We start from the raw sequence: 12,837 nt of genomic DNA, 5'->3' as shown, positions 1-12,837 counted from the left end.
GTTTATTTGATGAGCTGATGGAACTTAGCAGACTAAACTGAAGAGATGAATAATATTTTACAGGTGATAAATAACATTAGTTATCGTCAGTAGGCCGTTAAAATACATAAGCTCAAGCTAACAATTTAATTAAATATGTCACTGGTTGTGAGTGTGATTAATTCATTATTCAGAATGCTGGCTTGTTTATATCAAAGGTTAGTGAGCTTAATTTCGCACAGGTAACATTTTGTGTGCTGGTTCAAGTTTAAGGTTCATCTGTAACAGAACATAAAAAGGGACTCCTAGGAGCCCCTTGTTAATTTTAAAATGACCTAAATATTAGTGAGTCATTTTATTTTTGATCAGCACACAACGCTGCTCTATTTGACGGGTTTCCAGTAGATTACGGCGGGTAAGGTTAGATAGCCCAGTTTGGCGATCAAGTACTTTGTCCAATGCCGCTATGCTAGTGTAATTACAATCGGTTGGGATGAGGAAATGGCTATAATTACGCATAAATACTGGCCCTTTTTTGTCCATATCCATTAAGCTCGCCAGACGCTCTTCCGCTGTAGCTGCGCTTAATAGTTTTTGCTCAGCAGGATAAAGATTTTGCATAATAATCCGCTGTTTGGAGAAAGGCAGGCTGTCTAGATGGACTTTACTTAACCAACGACGTTTTGCGGCCGCTTCAGGGCGGATCACTTGTGCCGCAAGTGCCGCTTTTTCACCAGAGTCTGAATTATCCTTGGCAGCTTCTTTGGTTAAGCGCTGCAGCGCGTTAGGAAAATCATAGCGATTAAGCTGGGTGATGATTGCCCATCGTAAATCTTGATCTAAGGTTAATCCCTTAATTTTTGATTCACTGTCAATGAGTTGTGCTAAATGACGCAGTGAATCTCTGTCGCTTGCTAAACTGACATAGGCATTGAACCAGATCCGTTGGAAGTCATTATCGCCTTTATTTTCCATTGCTTTTCTCAGACTCATTTGGCTTAAGCCTTTAATTGCATTTTCAGCGTAGTTTTGCTGAATAGGGGCGATCTGCGCGAGATATTCCTTTGAGCGCAACATGCTATCGATGATCTGACCAACAATCGTGTAGTCCGTCTCAGCAGGCGCGTTAACAAACACTGTGCTTAGGTATTGATCTAAGCTCAATTTACCTTCGCGGACGCTGTCCCACAGACTTTGCCACAGCATAGATCGCAGTAGTGGATCGGAAATATTACTCAGTTGTTGTTTTGCGGTATTAAATGACTTGTCATCAAGCTCGACTTTCACAAAGCCCCAATCATCAAAGTTTGGATAGACTAGGTCTGGGCAGCGCTCACCAATCAGTTGTTTAACTTCAGTACGCTCGCCTTTGTAAGTCACTGGCACTGTAATGTCATTTCGCAGATCAAAGCGACCTTGGGTAAATAGAGCCACTTGGACTTTTTGTTCACGTAATGTGGGTAGCTCTGCGCTTGCAGGGAGCTGTCGTAGGCTAAATTCGCTGATTCGGTTGCCCTCACAACGATATTCCGCCTTGATGGTGTTAACGCCCGCGCTGTAGAGCCATTCTTGAGTCCATGCACTTAAATCGCGGCCAGCGGCTTTCCCTAGGCTATTGATAAAATCGTCTAACTCAGCGTTTTGATAACTGTATTGTTTTAAATAGTTACTGACGCCACGACGAAACACCATATCGCCGAGTAAATGGCGTAATTGTTTTAGCGTTGATGCGCCTTTTTGGTAAGTGATAGCATCGATATTGTCGAAGGCGTTCTGAGTCGTTGCTACGGGTACTTCAATGGGGTGCGTGGTGACTAAGCTGTCTTGCTCATAGGCTTTTTGCTTGCCTTTAGCATAGAAGGTACGCCAAGCATTAGTGAACTCTGTAGCTTCTTGAGTCGCTAGTGTGCCCATAAATGAAGCAAAACTTTCATTTAACCACAAGCCGTTCCACCATTTCATGGTGACGAGATCGCCAAACCACTGGTGCGCCATTTCGTGCATGATCACGCCCGCAAGATTTTGCTTCTGATCCGCTGTCATAGCCGCTTTATGAAGGAAGATATCTTCGGAAAAGGTCACTGCGCCCGCGTTTTCCATTGCGCCATAAAGGAAGTCTGGCACTAGAATTTGATCGTATTTCTTAAAGGGGTAAGGAATACCAAAGTAATTATCGAAAAAAGTTAACCCTTGTTTCGTATAGGTAAACCAATCTTGCTCCGTGACTTGGTTAGCAACGGATTGGCGGGCGAACAGGCGCATAGGATAGCGGCCTGAGTTGTCTTGCCACATGTGATAAGGGCCCGCGTGCATTGAAAAGTTATATGGGCTTAGCTTAGGTGTTTGTGGGAAAGTCCAACGATTGTAAGCACCCGCTGGGGTGATTTGGCTTTCACGCATCGAGCTAATGACTTGCCAGTCTTTGGGCGCTGTTACCGTAATTTGATAGTTAGCCTTGAGATCCGGTTGGTCGAATACTGCGAACATCTGCTGAGCTGCAGCGGGTTCAAAATGAGAGTAGAGGTAGACCTTGCCATCGATTGGATCTTTAAAACGGTGTAAACCTTCACCATTGGTGCTGTGGGCACGGCTAAATTGCACTTCAATGGTATTTTCACCTGAGGTGAGCAAACGCGTATTTAAGCTGATGTAAGCGCCATTGTAATTGGGGTATACGGCGGTACCGTTGATGATAAAGCGTTTTATCTGCGCCTTGTTTAAATCTAAGCTCAGTTGTTTTGGCACTTCACTTAATTGAAATGTCACTTTGGAGGTGGCGGAAAACTCGGCATCCCCTGTGAGCTGAAAATCCAAGTCATAGTGAATATCGGAGATGACCTGCGAGCGAAGCGCAGCCTGATATTGGCTAATATAAGCGCTAGCATCACGTGGACCCGTATTGAGTGTACTTTGGGTTGCACACGACATTAATGTGCCGCAGGTAAGGGCAACGAGACTGGCTTTAAACAAGTTCACAACTTAAATCCTTCAACGATTTGTTTTGTTTTCTGCTTGGATGTTTGCATTCAATATCGTGTGTGTAGGTTTGCCTTTGTGGCAAATTATCCCTCGCGCCAGCGCCAATTTTGAGCATCATCATCGCAGTGTATTTTGGCCGAGTACACTACCTTATTTACCTTGGATTACCAATGTTAAAAATGTAAAAAAAAGCCAGCGTTAACGCTGGCTTCTTGAGATTACTGTTTGGCAGAATTAAGTGCCAATAGGACAATTACATGCCTAAGAAAGACTTAGACTTCATCTTACGGATTTCTTTTTCATCAGACCATTCGATAAGGCCTGTTTCTAAATCCATTAAACGCATTGTCATCTTATAGTAGACGTCTTTAGTGCTACCGTCTTGCTTCACTATGCTAGATAAATTGCCATATAACATGTATTGAGCGCCAATTTGACGACCAAACTTGATGGCGGTTGATGGGTCAACCATGCCAGTGTTGTTTTGGTAATCCAGTTGTTTACGGACTGAATCTACTTTAGTCATGTCGATAAAACGGAACTTGCCTGAGCGCAATAATTTGTTACTGATAGAGTCAGTGACAGACTCAGTGTCGATATGTTCTGAGGTTTTGTTTTTGATGCTGTCAACAAATAAAATCGGGCGGTCATTGGCTGTTATTGCCACGATAGGAGGGAAAGTCATCATGCTATCCACCATCTTGGCTGCAATAGCTTGTAGATCCGTCGAGCCAAAGTTCTCATTGACGGTTTCAACTTCTGTGGCATCGCCATATTCGACTTTAGATTGACATGCAGCTAGACCCATAACGGCAGCCAGTACAAAAATCAGTTTAAATTGTTTCATAGTCAGTTCCATTTTGTGATTGTATAAACTTAATGACACACGTCTTATTCAAATACCACAACCGCTAGGCTAAATGATTATTGAATAAATTCGGGTGTAATTACCAGTATCAATTGCCCAGACTAAGGTGGTTTTGCCTGCTGCAACATCAATTTTAGCCGGTGGCGCTTTGTCTAACTGCAAAGTGTATTCACCTGCACTCAAATAACGCCGCCCGATCTGTGCTTGTTTAGGGAGCGTCAGCCAACTACGACGATCCGCTTGTTCTGTTACTACGTTAAAAATCTGCATCGCTATACTGCCAATATCGGCAGCATTGTTCCCTGGTTTACCACTCTTCTCAATCTGATAGGCCATCTCAGATTTAGCATAGACCCTAGCGACTTGACGAACTAGCGTCGCGGGCAGATCTTCCTTGAGTGCTGTGATGGCTAAGGCATCGATATTGGCAATAGGTTCAGTTTTCAGCACTGTACCTAAACCTTGCACTTGCGTCTCTGGCACAAAAGTATTGTTTGGCATGTAGGTAGCGAGTGACACTGTCTGCCAGTTACCATGGATAGTAAAAGGTACCGTGAGAGCTTGTTTTGCAGGCACAAAGCCGCGCTCGACCATCAAAATCACTTGACCATCTTTGGGATTGGGCAACTTAGCATCGCCCCAACGGCGCTTAAACTCATCATATTGTGGCATGCCGAGTTGCTTGGCGAGGCGGACCAGATCTTGCTGTAAATAGGTGTTATCTGGAGTGATTTGTGCTGCTTTACGATAATCGATATAGGCATCATTCGGCTCACCCAGCACTTCGTGCAGTACGCCAGTGGTGTAATAACTGTAAGCGTTTAAGAAAGAACTGGTGACTGTGCCCGCAGCTTGTCCTAGTTTATTAACCTCGGCATCTATGGTGCCGTTTGCCATGGCTTGAACTGACTTTTGTGATTTTTGATAACGTTCTTGCTCGCTGCTCTGTAGTTCGTTACTGCGACGAACTTCGACGAGAGCCCCCTGATAGTCGCCACTAAACAAATAGTTAAGAGCTTGGTATTGGTGCAGCATAATGCGTTCATACCCAGGGCCTCGGTACGGAATCGCATTGTCGTTTAACACTAAGCTGCTGGCTGTTGCGCCAATGTCACTAACGCTGACTTTGGCCTTATCATCAAAGGCGGTATAAGCATCTACTGCTTGCTGATAATATTTTTTACTGGCAGCAAAATCGCCGGCGACTTGAGCAATTCGTCCCGCTTCTTGGGCATAGAGTAAGCCGTCATTGCCATTGATATTACTAGCAAGTTTGTCGATATCGGCCATGGGAGTCGCACTATTAAGTTCTTGTTTGAGTGGTTCGATCTGCGCAGGATAATTAATGAAAATACTGTTATAAGCGCAGCCAGATAAGTTTAAAACCAATCCCATTGCCAAGGTTGGTGCAATAAATGCGCGAGAAAAAGGTGTTATGAAGGACAGTTTCATTATTGCGCTTCACCTTTTTTGATGGATTGGGCTGAAATCGCCTGAGTCTGTTCTGGCATAAGTGAACGCTCGAGTAATGTGATCCCTTGAAGGTGATCAAATTCATGTTGAAAAATCCGTGCAATAAAGCCCGTTAATTCGGTTTGTTGCCACTCGCCTTGTAAATTTTGATAGCGTACTTCAATGGCTTGATGTCTTTGTATCGTAAATCTTTGCCCCGGTACAGATAAGCAGCCTTCTTCTCCGCTGACCAACTCGCTTGATGCATTAATGATTTGCGGATTAACCACGACCACAGGCGCCATATTAGGCGCGTCGGGATAACGCTCATTAGGACGAGAAGCCATAATAAATAAGGCTAAAGGGCTGTGAACTTGGGGGGCTGCGATACCAACGCCATTGGCAGCGTCCATGCTGGCAGACATTTGCTCGGCAAGATGCACGAGCTCGGCATCGAAATGGTGCACTGTGATTGCAGTCTGCCTTAGAATGGGTTCACCCACTAACGCTATGGGTAATAGAATTGGGGTTTCTTTTGGCATTAAATGTTTAAACATCGCATTCCCTGGATATTTTGCAGTAACTGTTTTTTAATCAAAGTTAACATCTAAAGCGTCAGTGTTAATAATGTGGTGGTGGCGTTTCTTCAGCCTGAGTCGCCATATTACTCGGTTCCATATCCTGCAACTTACCAATTAACATGTGAATTTGGTGTTGCTGGTGAGCCACCAGTCGATTCAATTTGATGACTTCTTGGTTTAATTCTTCGACTGTGAGCTCTTGAAAAGCCAATTTGGTTTCTAGATCTTCAATCTGTGCTTGTACGCCTTGCATGGCTAACCTCTATTTCTGCCAAGTTTCAACTAAGCCTTGGCTACTGATACTAACGACTTTATTGGTATCTCGAATTGCCACAGAGTATACAACGGCTCCTCGATTTTGGCTGTTTTTAGTGAGTGCAACCTGCCATTTTTCAATTTGTTTACCCGAGTCACGTTGCCAGAGTATAACTTCCCGCGCTGGCGTACCTGTTAATAGCTGGCTGTCTTGTTTGATAAACCTCACCGCTGAAAAGTTCATTTGGCGACGGGTAATATCCAGCTTATTTAACAGCTTACCGCTTGTGTTATCCCAGATTTTTGCTTCATCTGTGCTGCCATTGGTAAAACTTAAACTACCACTGTCGTTGAGTGCCACTTTGGTTATACGGCTGCCGAGTGTCCACGTATGAAGCGGTTGGCCAGTTTGTGCCTGCCAGAGAATCGCCTGCATATCATTTGACCCCGTTAATGCTAATCGGCCATCAGCAGAGAGGGCTACACTATTGACGCGCTCTTTATGTCCAAGAAACTTGATTAAGGCAGATTTTTCGGCATTAAGCGACATGACTGAACCATCATTTAAACCAATAAGTAGTGCGCCATTATCGGCTACCGCGACACTTTCACCGGATGAAGGTAAGGACCACCAGCCCAAAGGCTTACCGTCGGCTATTTTCCACATAGCAACTGAATCTCGGCTTAACGATGCTGCAAATATCCCGTTGGGAGAAATCGCCGTACCTGTGACGCCAGTATTAATATCGCCATGTATCCATTGGTATTTGAGGGTATGGGTGCTGAGATCCCAACATTGAACTCCACTACTTTGAGTGGCAACTAAGGCGAATTGCCCATTACTTGATAGGCTCGCGCTATAGCTGGGCTCTGTTGTGAGAACACTGATATCTTCTGCTTTGGGGTGGCAAGCGATTAGAAAAACTGTGCAAATTACCAGCAGTAGATTTTTCTTCATGAACTTGCTCCCTAAGTTGTTGTCTTTAGACTTGATCAAGTGACATTAATCACTGTTAACCCATAAAGAATCTAGTTGGTATAACCGAGATAACTAGTATAAAGTTGTCACGCTTAGGTTATTGTAACCGCTTGAGGATGCTGAGGAAGCTTTAATGAAATCGATTTATAAATTATCGTTAGTTGCATTGGCTATTATTGGCCTATCTGCTTGTAATCAAGAAGAAAAAGCAGCTACGAGTACAAATGTTGAATTAACGACTGAAGCTCAAAAAGAAGCTTACAGTGTAGGCGCTTCAATCGGTCGTTATATGTCTGGCCATATCAAAGAGCAAGAAGAATTAGGCCTGCCAGTTGATCGCACTCTGATCGTCACTGGTTTCACTAATGGTCTGAATGACCAATTAAGTTTAACCGAAGAAGAAATGCAAACCATTCTTCAAGGTCTAGATAAAAAGTTAAACGATAAACGTCAGGAACAAGCAACAGCTATTTCTGCGAAAAATATCGAAGATGGTAAAAAATTCCTTGAAGAAAACAAGGTTAAGCCTGGTGTAGTGACAACTGAGTCTGGCTTACAATATGAAGTATTAACTCCAGGCACGGGTGAAAAGCCTGCCGCAGAAGACACTGTAGAAGTGGATTATGTCGGTACTTTACTTGATGGTACTGAGTTTGATAGTTCTTATAAACGCGGCGAAGCGGCTAAGTTCCCTTTGAATCGCGTTATTCCAGGTTGGACTGAAGGCGTGCAATTAATGCCTGTTGGCGCTAAGTTCAAGTTTGTGATCCCATCGGAATTAGCCTATGGCGTACGTGATACTGGTACTATTCCACCAAACTCTACGTTGATTTTCGAAGTTGAGTTGAAATCAATCGAGAAAGCTTCTGCGGCGCCAGTAGCTGAACCTGCTAAAAAGTAATTGATTAGCTGCGACGTGTAATACGCCGCAATTGAAAATACCGCTCCTAAATGAGCGGTATTTTTTTGTCTGTAAAATTCGCATTATTGTTTTAATATTGAGCTCACTATCTTACAGCCGTTGGTTCTCAGACTGGCTCTGTGTTTCATTTTTATACCCATCATCAACATTAATCTGCTGCAATAACCAAGGGTATAAATCATCCACTTTAGCAGTTTGACTGTTATGTTTATTTCAAAATAATGAATGCTAAATTAAGTTTTAATTATATCCATTACCTTTTAAGGACCCGTGTTCCTTATATTTTATTGGGTATTGCATACTGAATAATATCATCAAAATATCACATTAAAATATTGATTATTATTTGAGCGGCACACTAGATGCTTTGAGCTTATGTGTATTGCTCTTACTGTTTGTTTTTACATGGCTAATACTTTTGATTTACCATCCTGTTCTGTTAGGTGAACAGTGAGGTGTCTATAATTAGTTACTCATCAATGTGTTACATTGGCAATGTGCGATCTTGCCCTCTTTTTTTACGCATTCAACTCTGAAATAATCCGCTCGCACGTTAATAGAAGTTAGCGGCAATATTATAATAATGGGGTTGATGATATGGATAATGTTAATAAATTAACGGCTATTTCTTTAGCTGTTGCAGCGGCTTTGCCTATGATGGCAAGCGCAGATGTGATTATCACCGAATATGTTGAAGGTAGCTCAAATAATAAAGCGATTGAACTGTATAACAGCGGCGATACGGCAATTGATCTCGCGGGTTATAAACTGGTTCGTTATAAAGATGGTGTTACTGTTGCGTCGGATATGGTGGCTTTAGGTGGTCAAACTATTGCGGCAAAATCGACAAAAGTTATTTTAAATACTAGCGGTACTATTACTGTTGCTCAAGGGGTTGATAGTTACTCTGGTAGTTTAAGTTTTAATGGCGGTGATGCGGTTGCCTTAATGAAAGATGATGCAGTCATCGATATTATTGGTGATGTGCCGACGCCAGCGGGTTGGGGATTAGACGTTACCTTAAAACGTAAATTAGATGCGTTAGTGGCGAATACTGTATTTAATGCCGCCCAGTGGGAACAATTACCTAAAGACACCTTCTCAGGTTTAGGTTCACTAGAAACACCTGCTGAGCCAGAAGTGCCGCTCTTTAGCTGTACTGGCGCTAAAATTGTGCCTATTTATCAAGTACAAGGTGCGGGCGAGTCGAGCCCATTTGTACCAGCAGGGGCATTCGAATCTGAAGCCGAAGTGACTGTGCGTGGCGTAGTGACTGCCCGTGGTGAAAGCTTGTTTAAAGGTTTTTACTTACAAGAAGTTAAGGGTGATAACTCACCGTATACCTCTGATGGTGTATTTGTATTCTTAGGTGAAGCTGCACCTGAAGCGATTCAACCAGGGGTTGAAGTGTGTGTGCAGGGTAAAGTGAAAGAATACTTTGGCTTAACTCAAATCGATATTAAAGCCGATAAGAAATTTGATGTTGGCGCTAAGGGAGAAGTCCCTGTTGCCGCACCTTTCTATGTGGCCGATGGCGAAACCTTAGCGCAAGCATTAGAGCGCTATGAAGGCATGAATGTGGCCTTAGATGCGGGCAGCGATCTTAAAATCAGCCGCACCTTCAGCTTCGACTATGCGGGTAGTCGCAATAACATGCTAGTGTCATATCAAGCACCTTTGATGAAGCCTACACAGCTGTATCCAGCGCTTTCTGCTGAAGCAACAGCATTAGTTAAATCTAACCGCGAAAACCAACTCTTTATCGAATCCGATTACAAGCCTGCCAATGGTGTTATTCCATACTTCCCTGATTTCAATGTGGAAACGGGTTACATCCGTGTTGGCGATCAACTGACTAACCTGCAAGGTGTGATTGGTTACAGCTACGGCGCTTATCGTTTAGTGGCGACTAATACTATTACAGCGGGTGATTTTATCCGTGGTGACGATAGAACCGAAGCCCCAAGTGTTGCAACTAAGGGAGATCTGCGCGTGGCTAGCTTTAACGTGCTGAACTTCTTTAACGATGTTGATGGTGGCGATACCAATCCATCAGGCAGTAACCGTGGCGCTCTAACGCTGGAAGAAATGGTGCTACAACGTACTAAAATCGTTAGCGCTATTACCGCCATGAATGCCGATATCGTCGGTTTGATGGAAATTGCTAACAACGGTTTTGGTGAGAAGAGTGCGATTAAGGATTTAGTCGATGCACTAAATGACAAGCAGACGCCTGAAAACGCCTATAGCTTTGTTGAAATCACCGATGCTGATAAGTATGACGGCAAGTACTTTGGCACAGATGCGATCACTGTCGGCATGTTATACCGTGGTGGTAAAGTGGCTTTAGCGGGGGCAGCACAAGTTATCGGTACTCCAGAACAGCACGCCAGTGCTGGCAGCGTGACTCGCACAAAAGATGGCAAAACTGAGACTAACCCTGGCAATGATGCTTATCAACGTCACAGCTTAGCGCAAACCTTTAAAATCCATGATGAGTCTCTGACCGTAGTCGTTAACCATTTGAAATCTAAAGGCTCAGGTTGTTTAGAAGATTGGGTTAACTTCGAAGAGTCAGTTGATCCTGCCGATCAACAGGGCAAGTGTAATGCTTTCCGCGTATCTGCAGCCAAAGTCTTGGGTGAAACGCTAAAAGACGTGAAAGGCGACTTACTGATCATCGGTGATATGAATGCCTATGGTATGGAGGATCCTATCCGTGTACTAACCGACTTCGATGCGAGCAAGTCAGAGCGTGACATCATGACCGCTTCGTGGACGACGCTCGACGGCAAAGTGTTTGAACGCCAAGGCAGCAAGATTGAAAAAGGTTATGGCTTTATCAACTTGAACACGAAAGCCCACGGTGCAAGCACTTTCTCTTATAGCTATAACGGCGAGTTAGGTAACTTAGATCATGCTTTAGCCAATGCTAGCTTAGCCAAACGTTTAGTGGATATTGAAGATTGGCATATCAACTCAGTGGAATCTAGCCTGTTTGAATACGGTAAGAAGTTCTCTGGTGATCTGGTTAAATCTGAAAATGCTTTTTCTGCATCGGATCATGATCCTGTGATTGTTGCTTTAAGTTATCCTGCGCCAGTAGTGCCGCCAAAACCTGAGCCAAAGCCTAAAGATGATGGCGGTGCTTTAGGTTATTTAGGTTTAGCACTGATGTCCTTGTTTGGTTTGCAGCGTCGTCGCCGTTAACCTGTATATGGGGTTAACTCACAAGTGCAATTTGTGAGCTAGACTGAAACAAAGGGATGGTTAACCATCCCTTTTTTATCTCTTTTTTTCAGTTTTTATTAGGAGTGAGTATGGATACCACCTCAAATCCGCTGAAAACCATGAATATCAAGGCGCCACTGTGGTTTTACTTTGTCGCAACGCTCAGTTTGTTGTGGAATATCATGGGGCTGATGGCTTTTGTGATGCAAATGACTATGACGCCAGATGCACTCGCACAGATGAGCCCAGATCAAATTACACTCTATGAAACGACGCCAATTTGGGTTGATGCTGTGTTTGGCTTTGCCGTGGTTTCAGGGGTTCTAGGATGTTTATTATTGTTATTCAGAAAATTAATTGCTTATAAAGTGCTGGTCGCCTCGCTTATCGCTATTTTGTTGCAAATGACCTATGTATTTTGCATTCAGCAAGCGGCTGTGGTGCTAGGAGCTGACGCGTTAATTATGCCAAGTGTAGTCGTGGTGTGGGGATTATTTCTTGTCTGGTTTAGTCAGCTAAGTACCGTTAAATCTTGGTTAGTTTGAGCCTTATTTTTGCTGATATTGATGTGACCAGCTGAGAGTAAACTAGTTGAACTTCATCCACTTCACAGTAAACTGCTGATTGGTTTTATTGACTAGGAAGTTGCAATGAGTATTTGGTTTAGAGCTGTAACGTTAGAGGATTGCGCGCGTTTAGACGCAGGTATGGGTGGCAAAGGCACCTTGATGCAGACTTTAGGAATTGAGATCAGTGAGATTGGCGACGATTACATGAAGGCCACTATGCCAGCCAGTCCGGCGGTGCATAACCCTTTGGGCATAGTGCATGGTGGCGCGAATGTCGCGCTTGCTGAAACCGTTGCCAGCTATGCGGCAAATTTCGCGGTGGATTTTGAGCAGTACTATTGTGTCGGTCAAGAAATTAACGCTAACCACTTACGGGCTTCCCGTAATGGGGTATTAACCGCCACGGCTAAGCCTATCCACTTAGGGAAGCGCAGCTCTGTATGGGAGATTTTAATCCACAACAGTGCGGGTGAACTGACTTGTATTTCACGGATGACGGCGGCTGTCGTTAAACGCTAAATGCAATGAGCCAGCTTATTACCTGTGGTGTGAATGGCGTATCAATCGTTTGATTTAAATAATATATAGATAAGGATTGGATATGGATAACGCTACAATTTGGGAATGGGTTGGTTATTTAGCTTCAGTGGTTGTTGCAATATCACTGATGATGTCAAACATTAAGAAACTGCGCTGGTGGAATCTCATTGGTGCGGCTTTATTTGTGGCCTACGGTGTGGCAATTGGGGCTTATCCTGTTGCCTTAGTTAACTTTTTTATCGTGCTGATTGACACTTATTATTTGGTTAAGCTTTATCGTGAAGCCGACTTATCCAGCAGTTAATGGCAGTGTATCAGCTTAACTCCGCTTTCTTGCACCGCACTTCGCTCCATTGTCCTGAGCAGCTATTTGGTTTTTCAACAGCATCTTAAGTGATGTGAGCGGACCATTGGCTGTGAGTCCGTGTAATTCATTAACTGTCTTGCCAAACCTATTCTTAATCTTTTTTTTAGATTATGAA

Annotated in this window: 11 protein-coding genes; 5 read left to right on the top strand and 6 right to left on the bottom strand. The window is 43.6% G+C overall.

What is annotated here, in order from left to right; genetic code table 11:
* Positions 1-321: 321 nt before the first annotated feature.
* From pepN to ACHA99_RS02555, 6 genes are all read right to left on the bottom strand, one after another.
* Entirely contained in the window at positions 322-2,955 is a 2,634-nt protein-coding gene (pepN, locus tag ACHA99_RS02580; protein WP_393940868.1) for an aminopeptidase N, read from the bottom strand.
* Between the two features lie 256 nt (positions 2,956-3,211).
* Complete coding sequence (lpoB, locus tag ACHA99_RS02575; RefSeq protein ID WP_173246506.1) at positions 3,212-3,805, bottom strand: penicillin-binding protein activator LpoB; 594 nt, start codon at positions 3,803-3,805, stop codon at positions 3,212-3,214.
* Positions 3,806-3,874: 69 nt separating this feature from the next.
* Positions 3,875-5,278, bottom strand: coding sequence for a COG3014 family protein (locus ACHA99_RS02570; RefSeq protein ID WP_263168114.1), 1,404 nt, complete (start codon positions 5,276-5,278; stop codon positions 3,875-3,877).
* Positions 5,278-5,835 (bottom strand): peptide deformylase, encoded by a 558-nt coding sequence (def, locus tag ACHA99_RS02565; protein WP_393940865.1) that lies wholly within the window; start codon positions 5,833-5,835, stop codon positions 5,278-5,280. The genes ACHA99_RS02570 and def overlap by 1 nt, the downstream gene beginning before the upstream one ends.
* Before the next feature lie 64 nt (positions 5,836-5,899).
* Positions 5,900-6,112 carry a SlyX family protein gene (locus ACHA99_RS02560; RefSeq protein ID WP_006080410.1) on the bottom strand — a complete coding sequence of 71 codons (213 nt, stop codon included), beginning with the start codon at positions 6,110-6,112 and terminating at the stop codon, positions 5,900-5,902.
* A gap of 9 nt (positions 6,113-6,121) precedes the next feature.
* A complete protein-coding gene (locus tag ACHA99_RS02555) occupies positions 6,122-7,072 on the bottom strand; it encodes a WD40 repeat domain-containing protein (protein WP_173246498.1) in 951 nt (316 codons plus the stop codon).
* A 154-nt stretch (positions 7,073-7,226) separates the two neighbouring features.
* Between ACHA99_RS02555 and fkpA the strand changes: the two genes are divergently transcribed.
* From fkpA to ACHA99_RS02530, 5 genes are all read left to right on the top strand, one after another.
* Complete coding sequence (gene fkpA / locus ACHA99_RS02550; protein WP_131524662.1) at positions 7,227-7,994, top strand: FKBP-type peptidyl-prolyl cis-trans isomerase; 768 nt, start codon at positions 7,227-7,229, stop codon at positions 7,992-7,994.
* A gap of 618 nt (positions 7,995-8,612) precedes the next feature.
* Positions 8,613-11,225 carry an extracellular exonuclease ExeM gene (gene exeM, locus ACHA99_RS02545; RefSeq protein WP_393940861.1) on the top strand — a complete coding sequence of 871 codons (2,613 nt, stop codon included), beginning with the start codon at positions 8,613-8,615 and terminating at the stop codon, positions 11,223-11,225.
* A 110-nt stretch (positions 11,226-11,335) separates the two neighbouring features.
* Positions 11,336-11,791 (top strand): hypothetical protein, encoded by a 456-nt coding sequence (locus ACHA99_RS02540; protein WP_393940859.1) that lies wholly within the window; start codon positions 11,336-11,338, stop codon positions 11,789-11,791.
* Positions 11,792-11,896: 105 nt separating this feature from the next.
* Positions 11,897-12,334 (top strand): PaaI family thioesterase, encoded by a 438-nt coding sequence (locus tag ACHA99_RS02535; protein ID WP_028761594.1) that lies wholly within the window; start codon positions 11,897-11,899, stop codon positions 12,332-12,334.
* Between the two features lie 82 nt (positions 12,335-12,416).
* A complete protein-coding gene (locus ACHA99_RS02530; RefSeq protein ID WP_028761593.1) occupies positions 12,417-12,659 on the top strand; it encodes a YgjV family protein in 243 nt (80 codons plus the stop codon).
* Positions 12,660-12,837 lie beyond the last annotated feature (178 nt).

Source organism: Shewanella sp. S23-S33 (assembly GCF_043359565.1).
Lineage (GTDB): Bacteria > Pseudomonadota > Gammaproteobacteria > Enterobacterales > Shewanellaceae > Shewanella > Shewanella oncorhynchi.
This window is presented reverse-complemented; position numbering and strand designations above follow the sequence as displayed.

Coding starts and splice junctions, on each gene's coding strand:
- lpoB (WP_173246506.1), bottom strand. CDS start 3,805: ATGAAACAATTTAAACTGATTTTTGTACTGGCTGCCGTTATGGGTCTA.
- ACHA99_RS02570 (WP_263168114.1), bottom strand. CDS start 5,278: ATGAAACTGTCCTTCATAACACCTTTTTCTCGCGCATTTATTGCACCA.
- def (WP_393940865.1), bottom strand. CDS start 5,835: ATGTTTAAACATTTAATGCCAAAAGAAACCCCAATTCTATTACCCATA.
- ACHA99_RS02560 (WP_006080410.1), bottom strand. CDS start 6,112: ATGCAAGGCGTACAAGCACAGATTGAAGATCTAGAAACCAAATTGGCT.
- ACHA99_RS02555 (WP_173246498.1), bottom strand. CDS start 7,072: ATGAAGAAAAATCTACTGCTGGTAATTTGCACAGTTTTTCTAATCGCT.
- fkpA (WP_131524662.1), top strand. CDS start 7,227: ATGAAATCGATTTATAAATTATCGTTAGTTGCATTGGCTATTATTGGC.
- exeM (WP_393940861.1), top strand. CDS start 8,613: ATGGATAATGTTAATAAATTAACGGCTATTTCTTTAGCTGTTGCAGCG.
- ACHA99_RS02540 (WP_393940859.1), top strand. CDS start 11,336: ATGGATACCACCTCAAATCCGCTGAAAACCATGAATATCAAGGCGCCA.
- ACHA99_RS02535 (WP_028761594.1), top strand. CDS start 11,897: ATGAGTATTTGGTTTAGAGCTGTAACGTTAGAGGATTGCGCGCGTTTA.
- ACHA99_RS02530 (WP_028761593.1), top strand. CDS start 12,417: ATGGATAACGCTACAATTTGGGAATGGGTTGGTTATTTAGCTTCAGTG.